The organism is Comamonas testosteroni TK102 (assembly GCF_000739375.1).
Classification (GTDB): domain Bacteria; phylum Pseudomonadota; class Gammaproteobacteria; order Burkholderiales; family Burkholderiaceae_C; genus Comamonas; species Comamonas brasiliensis.
This window is the reverse complement of record NZ_CP006704.1, coordinates 376,997-393,830: the sequence shown is the minus strand read 5'-3', so window position 1 is coordinate 393,830 and position 16,834 is coordinate 376,997. Positions and strand designations below refer to the sequence as shown.

12 protein-coding genes and 5 tRNA genes are annotated in these 16,834 nt (G+C 59.6%); 3 read left to right on the top strand and 14 right to left on the bottom strand.

Annotation, left to right across the window (positions count from 1 at the left end; translation table 11 throughout):
- Nucleotides 1-106: 106 nt before the first annotated feature.
- The 14 genes from rpoB to O987_RS01755 all read right to left on the bottom strand — a co-directional run bounded on the left by rpoB (nt 107) and on the right by O987_RS01755 (nt 10,508).
- On the bottom strand, nt 107-4,219 hold the full coding sequence (rpoB, locus tag O987_RS01820; protein ID WP_043376014.1) for a DNA-directed RNA polymerase subunit beta: 4,113 nt from the start codon (nt 4,217-4,219) through the stop codon (nt 107-109).
- Nucleotides 4,220-4,493: 274 nt separating this feature from the next.
- Nucleotides 4,494-4,871, bottom strand: a complete 378-nt coding sequence (rplL, locus tag O987_RS01815; RefSeq protein ID WP_003059332.1) for a 50S ribosomal protein L7/L12 — start codon at nt 4,869-4,871, stop codon at nt 4,494-4,496.
- A 36-nt stretch (nt 4,872-4,907) separates the two neighbouring features.
- Entirely contained in the window at nt 4,908-5,432 is a 525-nt protein-coding gene (rplJ, locus tag O987_RS01810) for a 50S ribosomal protein L10 (protein ID WP_003059334.1), read from the bottom strand.
- Nucleotides 5,433-5,658: 226 nt separating this feature from the next.
- Nucleotides 5,659-6,354, bottom strand: coding sequence for a 50S ribosomal protein L1 (gene rplA / locus O987_RS01805; RefSeq protein WP_003059337.1), 696 nt, complete (start codon nt 6,352-6,354; stop codon nt 5,659-5,661).
- Complete coding sequence (gene rplK / locus O987_RS01800; RefSeq protein ID WP_003059339.1) at nt 6,355-6,786, bottom strand: 50S ribosomal protein L11; 432 nt, start codon at nt 6,784-6,786, stop codon at nt 6,355-6,357.
- A 125-nt stretch (nt 6,787-6,911) separates the two neighbouring features.
- On the bottom strand, nt 6,912-7,499 hold the full coding sequence (gene nusG / locus O987_RS01795; protein WP_003059340.1) for a transcription termination/antitermination protein NusG: 588 nt from the start codon (nt 7,497-7,499) through the stop codon (nt 6,912-6,914).
- Nucleotides 7,499-7,882 carry a preprotein translocase subunit SecE gene (gene secE / locus O987_RS01790; RefSeq protein WP_003059341.1) on the bottom strand — a complete coding sequence of 128 codons (384 nt, stop codon included), beginning with the start codon at nt 7,880-7,882 and terminating at the stop codon, nt 7,499-7,501. Before secE ends, nusG begins: the two co-directional genes overlap by 1 nt.
- A gap of 87 nt (nt 7,883-7,969) precedes the next feature.
- A tRNA-Trp gene (locus tag O987_RS01785) sits at nt 7,970-8,045 on the bottom strand.
- A 10-nt stretch (nt 8,046-8,055) separates the two neighbouring features.
- Complete coding sequence (gene tuf / locus O987_RS01780) at nt 8,056-9,246, bottom strand: elongation factor Tu (RefSeq protein WP_003059342.1); 1,191 nt, start codon at nt 9,244-9,246, stop codon at nt 8,056-8,058.
- Nucleotides 9,247-9,321: 75 nt separating this feature from the next.
- Nucleotides 9,322-9,396 (bottom strand) — tRNA-Thr (locus O987_RS01775).
- A 43-nt stretch (nt 9,397-9,439) separates the two neighbouring features.
- Nucleotides 9,440-9,513, bottom strand: a tRNA-Gly gene (locus O987_RS01770).
- Between the two features lie 58 nt (nt 9,514-9,571).
- A tRNA-Tyr gene (locus O987_RS01765) sits at nt 9,572-9,657 on the bottom strand.
- Nucleotides 9,658-9,737: 80 nt separating this feature from the next.
- Nucleotides 9,738-9,813, bottom strand: a tRNA-Arg gene (locus tag O987_RS01760).
- Nucleotides 9,814-9,887: 74 nt separating this feature from the next.
- On the bottom strand, nt 9,888-10,508 hold the full coding sequence (locus O987_RS01755) for a TetR family transcriptional regulator (RefSeq protein WP_003059343.1): 621 nt from the start codon (nt 10,506-10,508) through the stop codon (nt 9,888-9,890).
- A 226-nt stretch (nt 10,509-10,734) separates the two neighbouring features.
- Here O987_RS01755 and O987_RS01750 point away from each other — a divergent pair, with 226 nt between their 5' ends.
- The 3 genes from O987_RS01750 to O987_RS01740 are packed head-to-tail and all read left to right on the top strand — an operon-like array spanning nt 10,735 to nt 16,660.
- Nucleotides 10,735-12,042, top strand: a complete 1,308-nt coding sequence (locus O987_RS01750) for an efflux RND transporter periplasmic adaptor subunit (RefSeq protein WP_050785798.1) — start codon at nt 10,735-10,737, stop codon at nt 12,040-12,042.
- Between the two features lie 12 nt (nt 12,043-12,054).
- Nucleotides 12,055-15,234 (top strand): efflux RND transporter permease subunit, encoded by a 3,180-nt coding sequence (locus O987_RS01745; RefSeq protein ID WP_043370626.1) that lies wholly within the window; start codon nt 12,055-12,057, stop codon nt 15,232-15,234.
- Nucleotides 15,227-16,660: an efflux transporter outer membrane subunit gene (locus O987_RS01740; protein ID WP_043370624.1), complete on the top strand. Its 1,434-nt coding sequence runs from the start codon at nt 15,227-15,229 to the stop codon at nt 16,658-16,660. The genes O987_RS01745 and O987_RS01740 overlap by 8 nt, the downstream gene beginning before the upstream one ends.
- Nucleotides 16,661-16,834: the final 174 nt, after the last annotated feature.

Here is a 16,834-nt window from a genome sequence, read left to right as displayed (position 1 = left end):
TCGTCAAAAATCATTGCAGCCACCGCTGGATTTGCCTTGGTTTCAGCAACGAACCAAGCGCAAATCCTTTGTTTTAAAGCGGTTGCAGCTCTCTGTTTAATAGGGCTTAAGAACGTTCGAGCTCGATGTCCAAGCCCAGAGAGCGGATTTCCTTGACCAGCACGTTGAACGATTCGGGCATGCCCGCTTCGATCGAGTGCTCGCCCTTGACGATGGACTCGTACACCTTGGTACGACCGACCACGTCGTCGGACTTCACGGTCAGCATTTCCTGCAGCACGTAGGCGGCGCCGTAAGCTTCCAGCGCCCACACTTCCATTTCACCGAAACGCTGACCACCGAACTGGGCCTTACCGCCCAGAGGCTGTTGCGTCACCAGCGAGTAAGGACCGGTGGAGCGGGCATGCATCTTGTCGTCGACCAAGTGGTGCAGCTTCAGGTAGTGCATATAGCCCACGGTGGTCGGACGCTCGAAGCGCTCGCCGGTGCGGCCGTCATACAGATAAGCCTGAGTGCGTGTCTCGGTCAGACCCTTGGCGGCAGCGATGTCGTCAGGGTAGGCCAGCTTCAGCATGTCCTTGATTTCGGCTTCGGAAGCACCGTCGAACACCGGCGTTGCGAATGGCACGCCTGTGGTCAGTTCCTTGGCCATGGACATGACTTCGCCGTCGTCCAGCTGAGACAGCTCTTCCTTGCGACCGCTGCGGTTGTAGATCTCTTCCAGGAAGGCGCGCACTTCAGCAGCACGGGCTTCCTTTTGCAGCATGTCGCCGATGCGCTGGCCCAGACCCTTGCCGGCCCAGCCCAAGTGCACTTCCAGCACCTGACCGATGTTCATACGCGAAGGCACGCCCAGCGGGTTCAGCACGATGTCGGCAGTGGAGCCATCAGCCAGGAAAGGCATGTCTTCCACAGGAGTGATCTTCGAGACCACGCCCTTGTTACCGTGACGGCCGGCCATCTTGTCACCGGGCTGCAGACGACGCTTGACGGCCAGGTAGACCTTGACCATCTTCAGCACGCCGGCAGGCAGCTCGTCGCCCTGGGTGAGCTTCTTGCGCTTTTCTTCGAACGCCAGGTCGAAGGTGTGACGCTGCTGCTCGATGGAGTTCTTGATGGACTCCAGCTGAGCGGCCACATCGTCTTCGGCAGGACGAATGTCGAACCAGTGGAACTTCTCCACGCCGTCCAGGTAGGCCTTGTCGATCTTGGCGCCCTTGGACAGTTTCTGAGGACCACCGTTGGCCACGCGACCGGTCAGCAGCTTCTCGATACGGTCGAAAGCGTCGGCTTCCACAATGCGCAGCTGGTCGTTCAGGTCCAGGCGGAAGCGCTTGAGTTCATCGTCGATGATCTGCTGGGCGCGCTTGTCGCGCTGGATGCCTTCACGCGTGAACACCTGCACGTCGATCACGGTGCCTTGCGAGCCCTGATCCACACGCAGAGAAGTGTCCTTCACGTCGGAAGCCTTCTCGCCGAAGATGGCGCGCAGCAGCTTCTCTTCAGGCGTCAGCGTGGTCTCGCCCTTGGGGGTGACCTTGCCCACCAGCACGTCGCCGGGTTGCACTTCGGCGCCCACGTAGATGATGCCGGACTCGTCCAGGCGGTTCAGTTGCTGCTCGGACAGGTTGGGGATGTCGCGCGTGATTTCTTCGGCACCCAGCTTGGTGTCGCGAGCCATCACCACCAGCTCTTCGATGTGGATCGAGGTGTAGCGATCGTCAGCCACGATGCGCTCGTTGATCATCACCGAGTCTTCGTAGTTGTAGCCGTTCCAGGGCATGAACGCGATCAGCATGTTCTGGCCGATGGCGATTTCGCCGAGGTCGGTCGAAGCGCCGTCCGCCAGCACATCACCCTTGGCCAGCTTGTCGCCACGGCTGACGATGGGGCGCTGGTGGATGTTGGTGTTCTGGTTGGAACGCTGATACTTGATCAGGTTGTAGATGTCCACGCCGACTTCACCGGCCACGGCTTCGTCGTCGTTCACACGGATCACGATGCGGGTCGCGTCGACATAGTCCACGATACCGCCGCGCTTGGCAGTGACCACGGTGCCGGAGTCCACGGCGGCAACGCGCTCGATGCCGGTACCGACCATGGGCTTTTCAGGGCGCAGCACAGGCACGGCCTGACGCGACATGTTGGCACCCATCAAGGCACGGTTGGCGTCGTCGTGTTCCAGGAAGGGAATCAGCGAGGCGGCCACGGACACGATCTGCGCAGGCGACACGTCCATGTACTGCACGCGCTCGGCCGACACCAGGGTCGATTCACCGGCTTCACGCGCCGACACCAGCTCGCCCACCAGATTGCCTGCGGCATCCAGATCGGCGTTGACCTGGGCGATCACGTACTTGCCTTCTTCGATGGCCGACAGGTAGTCGATGTCCATCGTCACCTTGCCGTCCACCACGCGACGGTACGGGGTTTCGATGAAACCGTACTCGTTCAGGCGGGCGTACAGAGCCAGCGAGTTGATCAGACCGATGTTGGGACCTTCAGGCGTTTCGATAGGGCAGACGCGACCGTAGTGGGTCACGTGCACGTCACGCACTTCAAAGCCGGCACGTTCGCGGGTCAGACCGCCTGGGCCCAGGGCGGAAACACGACGCTTGTGCGTGATTTCTGCCAGAGGGTTGGTCTGGTCCATGAACTGCGACAGCTGCGAGGCACCGAAGAACTCCTTCAGGGCCGCGGAGATGGGCTTGGAGTTGATCAGGTCGTGAGGCATCAGAGGCTCTTGCTCGGCCTGACCCAGACGTTCCTTCACAGCCTTTTCGATACGAGCCAGACCGGTGCGGTACTGGTTTTCGGCCAGTTCGCCCACGCAGCGCACACGGCGGTTGCCCAGGTGGTCGATATCGTCGACTTCGCCACGGCCATTGCGCAGGTCCACCAGGATCTTGACCACGGCCAGGATGTCTTCGTTGGACAGCACCATGGGACCGGTCGCGCCTTCGCGGCCGATCTTGGCGTTGAACTTCATACGGCCCACGCGCGACAGATCATAGGTGTCGGCGTTGTAGAACAGGCGCTGGAACAGGGCCTGGACGGCGTCCTCGGTAGGAGGCTCGCCAGGGCGCATCATGCGGTAGATGGCAACGCGGGCAGCGAACTCGTCCACGGTTTCATCGGTGCGCAGGGTCTGCGAGATGTAGGCGCCTTGGTCCAGTTCGTTGGTGTAGATGCACTGAACGTCCTGCACACCGGCGCTGCGCAGCTTCTTGAGCAGGGCTTCGGTCAGTTCTTCGTTGGCCTTGGCGATGATTTCACCGGTGTCGGGATCAACGATGTTCTTGGCCAGCACACGACCCAGCAGGAAGTCTTCAGGCACGCTGACGAACTTGGTGCCGGACTGCTCCAGCTCGCGGGTGTGGCGAGCGGTGATGCGCTTGTCCTTGGCGACCACGACCTTGCCGGACTTGTCGGTGATGTCGAAACGCGCGACTTCGCCCTTCAGGCGATCGGCCACGAATTCCATCTGGGCACCGCTGTCCATCAGGCGGAAGTTGTCGTTCACGAAGAACGTTGCCAGGATGGTCTCGGGCGTCATGCCGATGGCCTTCAGCAGGATCGACACCGGCATCTTGCGGCGACGGTCCACGCGGAAGTACAGCAGGTCCTTGGGGTCGAACTCGAAGTCCAGCCAGGAGCCGCGGTAAGGAATGATACGAGCCGAGAACAGCAGCTTGCCCGAGCTATGGGTCTTGCCCTTGTCGTGCTCGAAGAACACGCCAGGCGAACGGTGCAGCTGAGACACGATCACGCGCTCGGTACCGTTGATGATGAAAGAACCCTTGTCGGTCATCAGGGGCACTTCGCCCATGTAGACCTCTTGTTCCTTCACTTCCTTGACCACCTTCGACTGAGCCGTGGAGGACTCGCGGTCATAGATGATCAGTTGAACCTTGGCGCGGACAGCGGAGGCGAAGGTCAGACCACGGGTCTGGCATTCACGCACGTCGAAAGCGGGCTTGGCGAGGTTGTACTCGACAAACTTCATCTCCACAAAACCATTGCGGGAGACGATGGGGAAGGCGGAATTGAAGGCCGCTTGCAGGCCATCAATGGTACGTTTTTTGGGGGCTACATCTGCCTGCAGGAATGCTGTATAGGCATCTTTTTGCATCTGCAGCAGATAAGGCACTTCGAGCACGCTATCGCGGCTCCCGAAGCTTTTGCGGATTCGCTTGCGTTCGGTATAAGAATAGGCCATGAGATCTCCGGGCAAAGACATGAGTCCTGGGTCTGCGACGACTGCCCCACAGGGGTCTCCTGCGGGCTTGGCGGTTGGCCACTACCAACCATGGCTGACGGCGATGCGTTGCACATCGCCCGAACCAAGGCATCTTCTGCTGTCGGATTGTCAGAAGACACTAAAAAGCAGACTCCCTAGGAAACCTGCTTTCTGGTGTGTTCTTTCAGCGCGTTCCACAAGCGCCAAAGGCTGGAGACCCTTTTACGAGTCTCCAGCCCTTGATTTCACTGAATTACTTCAGTTCAGCCTTAGCACCGGCTTCAACCAGCTTCTTCACAGCGGCTTCAGCGTCAGCCTTGGGAGCGGCTTCCTTCACGGTCTTGGGAGCGCCGTCGACCAGATCCTTGGCTTCCTTCAGACCCAGGCCGGTGATTTCGCGCACAGCCTTGATCACGGACACCTTGTTGGCGCCAGCTTCGGTCAGCACAACGTTGAATTCGGTCTTTTCTTCAGCAGCAGCAGCGCCACCAGCAGCGCCGCCGGCAGCGGGAGCAGCCATAGCAGCGGCGGACACGCCAAACTTCTCTTCAATAGCCTTGACCAGGTCGTTCAGTTCCAGAACAGTCATGCTGTCCAGGGCGGTCAGGAATGCGTCTTTATCGAATGCCATTTTGATTTCCTAAAATTGGTTGGTTTTGCCGAGCACTCAGGCTGCGGCTGGTTCGGCTGCCGCTTCGGCAGAGCCTTCGCCCTTCTTGGTCGCCAGAGCGCCCAGCACAACGGCTGTACGCGAGATAGGCGACATGAGCAAGCCGCACAGTTGTGCGAGCAGTACTTCCTTAGAGGGGATGTTTGCCAGTTGCTTAACGCCGTCGACGTCCAGGGCCTTACCTGCAAACGCACCACCGCGAATCACCAACTTGTCGTTGGTCTTCGCGAAGTCGGCCACCACCTTGGCGGCAGCCACTGCGTCTTCAGAGAAGCCATAGATCAGGGGACCAGTCATCTGGTCAACCACCACGTCAAACGCGCTACCGGCAACAGCACGGCGGGCCAGGGTGTTCTTCAACACGCTCAGGCTCACACCCTTGCTGCGAGCATCGGCACGCAGTTTGGTCATGTCGGCGACCGTGATGCCACGGTATTCCGCGATCACAAGCGTTTGAGCTTTAGCGGCGAGGCTGGTCACTTCGGAAATGACCGCTTCTTTCTCACTGCGATTCAGACTCAAGGTCTACTCCTTCAAATGCATATACAAGGCAAGCCCTGCATACACGCTCTTGTTGCAGCGACCAACTGTTTAGGAAAAATTCCATCTGCAGCGGGATCGCCATCTGCGTTGGCCTTCGTGATTAAGTGATCAAATCACACCAACGGTCTTGGATGACCTGCAGGAGCAACAACTCCCGCAGCCCACCACACCAGATGAGCCAGGCTCATCTGACGATTTCTAGCAATTACGCCGAGATGGATTGTGTATCGACGCGAACGCCCACACCCATGGTCGACGACACCGCCACCTTGCGCAGGTACTGACCCTTGCTGGAAGCAGGCTTGGCCTTGTTCAGCGCATCGATCAGAGCAGCCAGGTTACCCTGCAGCTTGTCGGCGTCGAACGAGCGGCGACCGATCGTGCCGTGCACGATACCGGCCTTGTCCACGCGGAACTGCACTTGACCAGCCTTGGCGTTCTTCACGGCCGTAGCGACGTCAGGAGTCACGGTGCCAACCTTGGGGTTAGGCATCAGGCCGCGGGGGCCCAGGATCTGGCCCAGCTGACCCACAACGCGCATGGCGTCGGGAGCAGCGATCACCACGTCGAAGGGCATGTCACCGGCCTTGACTTGAGCAGCCAGGTCGTCCATACCGACCACGTCAGCGCCGGCGGCCTTGGCTTCTTCAGCCTTGGCGCCTTGTGCGAACACAGCCACGCGAGCAGTCTTGCCGGTACCGTGAGGCAGAACCACGGCGCCACGCACCACTTGGTCCGACTTCTTGGCATCCACGCCCAGTTGCACGGCCACGTCGATGGATTCATCGAACTTGGCAGTTGCAGCTTCCTTCACCAGCGCCACGGCGTCAGCGAAAGCGTACAGCTTGTTGGAATCAACCTTGCCCTGGAGAGCTTTTTGCTTCTTGGTCAACTTGGCCATTTACACACCCTCCACGATCACGCCCATCGAACGGGCAGAACCAGCCAGCGTACGCACAGCAGCGTCAACGTCAGCGGCGTTCATGTCCTTCAGCTTGGTCTTGGCGATTTCTTCCAGCTGAGCACGTGTGATCTTGCCGACCTTGTTCTTCAGAGGATTGGAAGAACCCTTGTCCAGCTTCACAGCCTTCTTGATCAGAACGGTTGCGGGAGGGGTCTTGATGACGAACGTAAAGCTCTTGTCAGCAAAAGCCGTGATCACCACGGGCAGAGGCAGGCCGGGCTCGACACCTTGGGTCTGGGCGTTGAACGCCTTGCAGAATTCCATGATGTTGAGGCCGCGCTGACCCAGCGCAGGACCGATGGGAGGAGAAGGATTGGCCTTACCAGCTGGCACTTGCAGCTTGATGAAGCCGACGATTTTTTTCGCCATGTTGAGCTCCTTACGGGTATAGCGCCACTTGCAATGCGTGCAAGCAGCTCCCCGAGGTTGCTGACTCTACAAAAAAGCTCCGCATCGAGTCAAAAAATGCGAAGCCCTAGATTCTATTGCGAATCTCAAGTTTTCTCAACTTGAGAGAATTCCAATTCCACAGGAGTCGCACGGCCAAAGATGGTGACCGACACACGCAGACGGTTCTTTTCGTAGTTGACTTCTTCCACGGAGCCATTGAAGTCTGCGAAAGGACCCTCCTTGACACGAACCATTTCGCCAACCATGAACTCGACCTTGTGGCGAGGCTTCTCGGTGCCTTCCTGCATCTGGTCGACGATCTTGCGAACTTCTTCCTCGGAGATGGGAGCAGGACGATTTTTGGCGCCACCGACGAAACCGGTCACCTTGCTGGTGTGCTTCACCAGATGCCATGTATCGTCATCCATCACCATTTCAACGAACACATAACCGGGGAACAGGCGGCGCTCTGTCGTGCGACGGGTGCCGTTGCGCATTTCCACAACTTCTTCGGAAGGCACCAGGATGCGGCCAAACTTGGACTGCATGTCCGAGCGCGCAATACGCTCGGCAATATTGCGCTCGACAGCCTTCTCCATACCCGAATAGGCATGGACGATATACCAGCGCAGATCGGGGTTGGCGGGTCCCGCCGTTCCACCATTCACATCTGTTTCGACTGCATCAGCCATTACTTCCTCCAGCCCAAAATCAAGTCGTACAAGACCCATTCAAGCGTCTTATCGGTGAACCACAAGAACAAGGCCATCACCACCACGAAAGCAAAGACATACAGAGTCATCTGCATGGTTTCCTTGCGGGTGGGCCAGACCACCTTCTTCACCTCACGCCAAGCATCACGGGCAAAGCCAATGAAGCGCTTACCCGGCTCAGAGATCAGAAACACGCCAGCAGCCAGAGCCAGGCCGACAATCAAAGTCGCCCACTGCACCAGTGCGCCTTGCTTGCTCAACAGATAAAAGCCAGCAATAGAAGCAACAACTAAAGCCGCAACAGCGGCTATTTTTGCTTTGTCAGCTGCAGAGCTGACTGTTTCAACCTGAGTAGTGGCCATATTTTGTTTCAAATGCACAAAAAGGTGCAATTTCAAGACACAAAAGCCCGCCAAAGGCGGGCTCTTGTTGATTCCACCATTAAGAGGTGGCAGGGGCAGTAGGAATCGAACCTACAACCTTCGGTTTTGGAGACCGACGCTCTGCCAATTGAGCTATACCCCTACAAAATCAATTATGCAATGATCGTGGCAACCACACCGGCACCCACAGTACGACCACCTTCGCGGATAGCGAAACGCAGACCTTCTTCCATGGCGATGGGAGCGATCAGCTTCACGGTGATCGACACGTTGTCGCCAGGCATCACCATTTCCTTGCCTTCGGGCAGTTCGATGGAGCCGGTCACGTCAGTTGTACGGAAGTAGAACTGGGGACGGTAGTTGTTGAAGAAGGGAGTGTGGCGACCGCCTTCGTCCTTCGACAGCACATAAACTTCAGCAGTGAAGTTGGTGTGGGGCTTGATGGAGCCGGGCTTGCACAGCACTTGGCCGCGTTCCACGTCTTCACGTTTGGTGCCGCGCAGCAGCAGACCCACGTTGTCGCCAGCTTGACCTTGGTCCAGCAGCTTGCGGAACATTTCCACGCCGGTGACCGTGGTCTTGACGGTGTCCTTGATACCGACGATTTCGATTTCTTCGCCGACCTTGACAATACCGCGCTCGATACGGCCAGTCACCACGGTACCGCGACCGGAGATGGAGAACACGTCTTCCACGGGCATCACGAAGGCGCCGTCAACAGCACGCTCGGGAGTGGGGATGTAGGTGTCCAGAGCTTCGGCCAGACGCAGGATAGCGGGTTCACCCTTGTCGGATTGGTCGCCTTCCAGAGCCAGCTTGGCAGAGCCGCGGATGATGGGGGTGTCGTCGCCGGGGAAGTCGTACTTGGACAGCAGCTCGCGCACTTCCATTTCGACCAGTTCCAGCAGTTCTTCGTCGTCCACCATGTCGGCCTTGTTCAGGAACACGATGATGTAGGGAACGCCCACCTGACGCGACAGCAGGATGTGCTCGCGAGTCTGGGGCATGGGGCCGTCAGCAGCGGAGCAAACCAGGATAGCGCCGTCCATCTGAGCGGCACCAGTAATCATGTTCTTCACATAGTCAGCGTGGCCAGGGCAGTCCACGTGAGCGTAGTGGCGGTTGGCAGTTTCGTATTCAACGTGCGAAGTGTTGATCGTGATGCCACGAGCCTTTTCTTCGGGAGCGTTGTCGATCTGCGAGTAGTCCTTGGCTTCACCGCCGAAGTGCTTGGACAGCACGGTAGCGATAGCAGCAGTCAGGGTGGTCTTGCCGTGGTCAACGTGACCGATGGTGCCCACGTTCACGTGGGGCTTGGTGCGCTCGAATTTTTCTTTTGCCATTTTTCCGACTCCGAAAAAATTAATTCACTGCAAGAGGATTTCGGCGCAACCCTATCAAGCGAGCGCACCAGAAAATGGTGCCCATGGCGGGAATCGGACCCGCGACCTCTCCCTTACCAAGGGAGTGCTCTACCACTGAGCCACATGGGCAAAGAAGTTGCAAAAACAACCTCTAAAATCTTTGCTCGCAAACTGGAGCGGGAGACGGGAATCGAACCCGCGTCATTAGCTTGGAAGGCTAGGGTTCTACCATTGAACTACTCCCGCACAGATTTACTACTGCACGTGACTACTATTTCTAGCAATCGCTCTTCTCAACCATTGCTGGTGGAGGGGACAGGATTCGAACCTGTGTACGCGTTAGCGGGCAGATTTACAGTCTGCTGCCTTTAACCACTCGGCCACCCCTCCGAAGAGACTCGAATTGTAGCATCTATTTTCAGCTTAAAAAGAAATTTCGAAATTTCTTTTTTCTTACCGAAGATCGATGCTGGCGCGGCTGGCGGGGATCGAACCCACGACCCTTGGCTTCGGAGGCCAATACTCTATCCACTGAGCTACAGCCGCGAATCCGGCAGGCCGCTTGCACGGCCAACAACAATTCAACAGCCGCAATTATTGCACGGCTTTGGACACCCAAATCACAAATTCACCCGAAATCCCAAACCAGACAAGTAGACATCCACCGACATCGAGCCAACCTTGACCAGTGAGAAACTTCCTTCGGTCAACACCCAGCCATGTATGAGTCCGACAAAAAGAGAGTGCAAACCAAGGGCTGCCTCTTCCGGGGATACCGACAACCGCAGGGACTGCCCCTCCGCAGCAGCCGCGAGATCACGCGCAAATTTTTCCCGGGCAAAGCCTGAACTTTCGATATGCTGCAAGCGCACATCAGCAAGTTCGCCCACGTACTCCATCTTGAAGAGCGCTGTTTCAAACACTTTGCGCCGGCGCTCATCCTCATCCAGACTCTCGAACACACACAGGATGGAGTGACGAATACGCTCTAACGGCAACAGGTCGCCGTACCTGTCGTCACAGATTTCTTCGAAAGGCAGGCATATGCGCCCAAGCATGGAAACAAAGACATCCATCTTGTCCTTGAAGTGCCAGTACACCGCTCCGCGTGTAGCCCCTGCACGCTGCGCAATATCGCCCAGAGATGTACGAGACACGCCCTTCTCGAAAAACACCTCTTCGGCCGCATCCAGCAGCTTGGTGCGCGTCTCATCCGCTTCAGCCTTGGTTCTTCGAGCCATCACTCACCTTCTTCCTCACCCGACAGCGATAGTTCGCCGCGGGAAAAAACTTTTCACAGCTGCTTTACGCAACGTTTTCAATTATACATTTATGCATGTATGTATAATTTCTCTAGCACCGATACGCAGGAAGCCATCTAGGGTTTCCACCCAAACGAGCGCACCCCTGAGGACTGCGCTCTTTTTCGTTTTCACAATGTCAACCGGAAGGACGTTCATGCACCCGATGTATGAAGCACACCAGGCTCCCGACAACCAGTCCAATTCAGCCGCATCCGGCACCCGCTCCATGGTCATCGGCCTGAGCCTGGCTGCTGCACTGGGCCTAGTCGCATGCAGTGACAAAAACGCGGAAGCCCAAAAGGCACAGGCCGCCGCACAGGCACAGCCCCCCGAAGTGGGTGTGGTGACGGTATCCATGCAAAACGTGCCCCTGATCTCCGATCTGCCCGGTCGCCTGGAGCCATCGCGCATTGCCCAGGTGCGAGCCCGCGCGGCCGGCATTGTGCAAAAGCGCCTGTTCCGCGAAGGCTCGGATGTCAAGGCCGGCCAGGCCTTGTTCGAGATCGACAACACCCCCTACAAGGCCAATCTGCAAAGCGCCCAGGCGACCTTGGCACAGGCCGAAGCCAACCTGGCTCAGGCATCTGCCACCGCCCGCCGCTACAAGCCGCTGGTGGAGGCCAATGCCATCAGCAAGCAGGAATACGACACCGCCATCGCCAACGAAAAAGCGGCCCTGGCACAGGTTGCCGCAGGTAAGGCGGCAGTCACCAATGCCAACGTCAACCTAGGCTATGCCAGCGTGACCGCCCCCATCTCCGGGCGCATCGGCCGCGCTCTGGTGACGGAAGGTGCACTGGTCGGCCAGGGCGAAGCCACGCAACTGGCGACCATTCAGCAAGTCAATCCGCTGTATGTGAACCTGACCCAATCCTCTTCCGACATCATGCGCATGCGCGAAGCGCTCAGCTCCGGCAAGTTGGCAAAGGTAGGTGACAACGCCGCGCGCGTCCACGTCTATTTGGACGATGGCAAGGAATACGCACACACCGGCAAGCTGCTGTTCACCGACCTGACCGTGGACCCGACTACCGGCCAGGTCAGCGTGCGCGCGGAACTGCCCAACCCCGATGGACTGCTGCTGCCCGGCACCTATGTGCGCGTGCACCTGGAGCAGGCACAGGTCGAGAACGCCGCGCTGATTCCGCAACAGGCCGTGACCCGCAACGAAAAGGGCAACTTCGTCATGATCGTGGCCGAGGATGGCTCGGTGGCGCCGCGTCCCGTTCAGATCAGTCAGTCCAGTGGCACCAACTGGGTCGTCACATCTGGCCTGAAGGCCGGAGAAAAAGTCATGGTGGACGGCCTGATCAAGGTGGGCATGGGAGCCAAGAAGGTCAAGCCCGTCGAGATCAACAATGCAGCTGCCGGCGCCCCAGCACAGCCCTCTGCTGCGGCCCCCGCCGCACCAGCGCAAGAGAAAGCTGCCGCACCAGCCGAAGCTGCTGGCGAAGGCAAGGCAGCCAAGTAACAGGCACGATCCATGTCCAAGTTTTTCATCCACAGACCGATCTTTGCCTGGGTGATCGCGATTTTCGTGATCATTGCGGGCGTGATCTCCATCACCAAGCTACCGGTGGCACAGTTCCCATCGGTGGCACCTCCCACCATCAACGTGACAGCGACCTACCCGGGCGCCACGTCACAGACCATGACGGATTCCGTCCTGCAACTGATCGAGCGCGAAATCAACGGCGCGCAAGGTCTGATGTACATGGAAGCCTCCGCCCCTGCGGGTGGTCAAGGCACTCTGACCGTCACCTTTGCACCCGGTACAAACCCCGATCTGGCGCAGGTGGACGTGCAAAACCGCCTCTCGCGCGTGTTGCCTCGCCTGCCCCAGGTGGTTCAGGCCCTGGGCGTGCGCGTGGACAAGTCCATGAGCAACTTCCTGATGATTCTGGCCTTCCAAGCCGAGTCCGGGGAGACCTCGCGTGACGACATCGCCGACTATGTGAACCGCAATGTGGTGCCTGAAATCCAGCGTCTGGACGGCGTGGGCAAGGCACAGCTGTTTGCCTCGGGTCGTGCCATGCGCGTCTGGGTGGATCCGGCCAAGCTCCAGGGCTTTGGCCTGTCGATTGCCTCCGTCAATGCAGCGATTGCCGCGCAGAACCAGCAGATCTCCGGCGGCGCCCTGGGCAATCTGCCCAGCACCCCCGGTACCACGACCACGGCCACGATTGTGGTTCCCGGTCAGCTGAGCACGCCCGAGGAATTCGGCGAAGTGGTGCTGCGCTCCAACTCCGACGGCTCCACCGTTCGCCTCAAGGACGTGGCTCGCATCGAACTGGGCATTGAAAGCTATGCCTTCGAGTCGCGTCTGGACGGCAAGCCCGCCGTGGCAATGGCCGTGCAGCTGACCTCGACCGCCAACGCCATGGCGACGGCCAAGCTGGTCAAGGCCAAGATGGCGGAGATGGAGCCCTTCCTGCCTGCCGGCGTGAAATGGTCATCGCCCTACGACACCTCCAAGTTCGTGAAGATCTCCATCGAGAAGGTGGTGCACACGCTGCTGGAAGCCATCGTGCTGGTGTTCATCGTGATGCTGATCTTCCTGCAGAACATCCGCTACACCCTGATCCCGACCATCGTGGTGCCCATCGCATTGCTCGACACCTTTGCCGTGATGCTGGTCGCCGGCCTGACCATCAATATTCTGGCCATGTTCGCCATGGTGCTGGTGATCGGTATCGTGGTTGACGACGCCATCGTGGTGGTGGAGAACGTCGAGCGCATCATGGCCGAGGAAGGCTTGCCGCCCAAGGAAGCCACCATCAAGGCCATGGGACAGATCCAGGGCGCCGTGGTCGGCATCACCGTGATTCTGGTGACCGTGTTCCTGCCTCTGGCCATGTTCTCGGGCGCCACCGGCAACATCTATCGCCAGTTCTCGCTGGTGATGGCGATCTCGATCTTCTTCTCGGGCTTCTTTGCGCTGACACTGACGCCCGCGCTGTGCGCCACCATGCTCAAGCCCATCCCCAAGGGCCATGCGCACGACAAGAAGACCGGCCTGCTCGGCCCCTTCTACAACTGGTTCAACCGCAAGTTCGAAGCCGGCACCAGGCGCTACTCCGCGGCTCTTTCCGGCGTGGTCAAGCGCTCCGTGCAGGCCTTCATCGTCTACCTGCTGGTGATCGCCGGCGTGGTCTTCATGTTCCTGCGACTGCCCACGGCCTTCCTGCCTACCGAAGACCAGGGCTATGTCATCTCGCTGGCCCAGTTGCCTCCCGGCGCGAGCCTGGAGCGCACCAGCAAGACCATGGCGGAGCTGGAGAAGTTCGCCCTGAGCCAGCCTGAAACCGATCACATCGTGAGCATTCTGGGCTTCAGCTTCATGGGCCAGGGCCAGAACGTGGGCCTGGCGTTCACCACGCTCAAGGACTGGTCCGAGCGTACAGGCGCTGGCTCGGATGCCAAGTCCTTTGCCGGACGCACCATGGGCGCCATGTCCGCCTTGCGCGATGGTTTCATCTTCACGCTGGTCCCGCCTTCGATTTCGGAGCTGGGCAACAGCGACGGTTTCACCTTCCGCCTGCAAGACCGCGGCGCCAAGGGCCATGCCGCACTGTTGGAAGCCCGCAATCAGCTGGTCGCCAAGGCCAACCAGAGCCCGGTGCTGACCGGCGTGCGCTTTGACGGTGTGGACGACGCACCGCAATGGCAGGTGGACATCAACCGCGACGCGGTCTATGCCCAGCGCGTGAGCATGGGTGACCTGGCCACGACGCTGGCAACGGCATTGGGCTCGTCCAACTCCACGGACTTCCCCAACAACGGCTTCATGCAGCGCGTCACCATCCAGGCCGATGCGGCACGCCGCATGCAGCCCGAAGACGTGATGCGCCTGACGGTCCCCAACGCGCAAGGCCAGCTGGTGGAACTGTCCACCATGGTCAACGCCAAGTGGATCAGCGGCCCCATGCAGCTGACACGCTACAACGGCTACCCCTCCATGAGCATCACCGGTCAGGCCAAGCCCGGCTTTACCAGCGGCGACGCCATGAAGGAAATGGAAAAGCTGGCCCAGGAACTGCCCGATGGCTTCGGCTACGAGTGGACCGGCCAGTCCCTGGACGAGAAGAAGGCAGGCTCCTCGGCCATGCTGCTGTATGCGTTCTCCATCCTGGCCGTGTTCCTGTGCCTGGCTGCGCTGTATGAAAGCTGGAGCATTCCGCTGTCCGTGCTGCTGGTCGTTCCCCTGGGTGTGTTCGGCGCCGTGGCCGGCATGCTGATGCGCGGCATGCCCAACGACATCTACTTCCAGGTGGCGCTGATCACGGTGATTGGTCTCTCGGCCAAGAACGCCATCCTGATCGCGGAGTTCGCCAAGGACCTGCATGCGGAAGGCAAGAGTGCGCTGGAGGCCGCGCTGGAGGCCGGTCACCTGCGTTTCCGTCCCATTCTGATGACTTCGCTGGCCTTTATTCTGGGCGTGGTGCCGCTGTACATCGCCTCCGGCGCCAGCGCGGCCAGCCAGAAGGAAATCGGCACGGGCGTGTTCTGGGGCATGGTGATCGGCACGCCGATCTCCGTGTTCCTGGTGCCCGTGTTCTTTGTGGCCGTGTTCAATCTGTTTGGCAAGAAATCCAAGCAAGACTCCAACGCCACTCCCCCGGCGGCAACTTCTGCAGCGCAGGGAGGCTCCCAACATGAATAAAACCTTGCTATCCGTAGCACTGGCCGGCGCGCTGCTGGCCAGCGGCTGCTCCTTCATCCCCACGCTGGAGCGCCCTGCCGCTCCGGTGGCTGAGCACTACCTAGCCACCGACGAGCAGGCTGGCACCACGGCGGCTGCCGACATCCCCTGGCAGCAGTTCTACACCGACCCACGCCTGCAGCAGGTGATCCAGCTCGCGCTGGAAAACAACCGCGACCTGCGTGTGGCCGTGCTCAACATCGAAAAGGCGCAGGCTCAGTACCAGATCCAGCGTGCCGGCCAGTTCCCGGAGTTCGGTGTGGCAGGCAGCGCCAGCCGCCAGCCCAGCGCCACCACGGGCCGCTATGCCAACTCGTACATGGTGGGCCTGTCCATGCCCAGCTGGGAGATTGACTTCTGGGGGCGCATCGGCAGCCTCAAGCAGCAGGCTCTGGCCCAGTATCTGGCGACCGAGGAAGGCCGCAAGGCTGCCCAGATCAGCCTGATCGCGACAGTCGCCAACACCTGGCTGAATCTGCAGGCGGACGAGGAACTGCTGGCCATCTCCCGCCGTACCCTGGGCACGCGCGAGCAGTCCATCAAGCTGACCAAGCTGCGCCTGGACTCGGGCGTGGCTTCCGAGCTGGACTACCGCCAGGCCCAGTCGCTGACCGAAAGCGCACGCGCCACCCTGGCCCAGCAGGCCGGTCAACGCGAGCGCGACGTCAACGCCCTGACGCTGATCGTGGGCCAGACTCTGCCTGGCGATCTGCTGACCAGCATGCAAGGCAAGCAGCTGCGCGATCTGCCGGCCCTGGCCGATGTGCCTTCGGGCCTGCCCTCGGACCTGCTGCTGCGCCGGCCCGACATCCGCCAGGCCGAGCAAAGCATGATTGCCGCCAATGCCAGCATTGGCGCGGCACGCGCGCTGTTCTTCCCGAACATCACGCTGACCGCCTCTGCAGGTTTCGCAAGCTCCGACATCTCCGACCTGCTCAAGTCGGACTCTGCCGCCTTCACGATTGCGCCTTCGCTGTACCTACCCATCTTCAATGCCGGTCGCAATCGCGCCAATCTGCAGGTTGCAGAAACCAGCCAGAAGATTGCCGTGGCGCAGTACGAAGGCTCTATCCAGTCGGCTTTCCGCGAAGTGTCCGACACCTTGGTGAATCGCCGCTCACTCAAGGAACAGCTCGACGCCCAGTCGCGTCAGCTGGAGGCGGAGCAGGTGCGCTACAAGCTGTCGGATCTGCGCTATACCAACGGCGTAGCCAGCTATCTGGATCTGCTGGATGCCCAGCGTTCGCTGTTTGCGCTGGAGCAGTCCGTGGTGCAGGTGCGACTGGCGCAGCTGCAAAACCAGGTCAACCTCTACAAGGTGCTCGGTGGCGGCTGGACGGAAGCCAGCGCCAACGACCGCCCCGCGGCGGCGATCTCGGCCCAGTAAACAGGCCGGTTTTTGCGCTCTCGCACAAGGCGTCTTCGGACGCCTTTTTTCATGCCCGCCACAAATTGCCAACACAACGTTGATCCAACTCAACTCCTTTATCCAGCAGCCGTCAACCCGGATCGTCGTGCACTGGTGTTCTTAACCCTCACTTCTATAATGGTTTGTTCATCC

Bases quoted from the DNA above. Each gene is read 5' to 3' on its own strand.
- rpoB (WP_043376014.1), bottom strand. From the start codon at position 4,219: ATGGCCTATTCTTATACCGAACGCAAGCGAATCCGCAAAAGCTTCGGG.
- rplL (WP_003059332.1), bottom strand. From the start codon at position 4,871: ATGGCATTCGATAAAGACGCATTCCTGACCGCCCTGGACAGCATGACT.
- rplA (WP_003059337.1), bottom strand. From the start codon at position 6,354: ATGGCCAAGTTGACCAAGAAGCAAAAAGCTCTCCAGGGCAAGGTTGAT.
- rplK (WP_003059339.1), bottom strand. From the start codon at position 6,786: ATGGCGAAAAAAATCGTCGGCTTCATCAAGCTGCAAGTGCCAGCTGGT.
- nusG (WP_003059340.1), bottom strand. From the start codon at position 7,499: ATGGCTGATGCAGTCGAAACAGATGTGAATGGTGGAACGGCGGGACCC.
- secE (WP_003059341.1), bottom strand. From the start codon at position 7,882: ATGGCCACTACTCAGGTTGAAACAGTCAGCTCTGCAGCTGACAAAGCA.
- tuf (WP_003059342.1), bottom strand. From the start codon at position 9,246: ATGGCAAAAGAAAAATTCGAGCGCACCAAGCCCCACGTGAACGTGGGC.
- O987_RS01755 (WP_003059343.1), bottom strand. From the start codon at position 10,508: ATGGCTCGAAGAACCAAGGCTGAAGCGGATGAGACGCGCACCAAGCTG.
- O987_RS01750 (WP_050785798.1), top strand. From the start codon at position 10,735: ATGTATGAAGCACACCAGGCTCCCGACAACCAGTCCAATTCAGCCGCA.
- O987_RS01745 (WP_043370626.1), top strand. From the start codon at position 12,055: ATGTCCAAGTTTTTCATCCACAGACCGATCTTTGCCTGGGTGATCGCG.
- O987_RS01740 (WP_043370624.1), top strand. From the start codon at position 15,227: ATGAATAAAACCTTGCTATCCGTAGCACTGGCCGGCGCGCTGCTGGCC.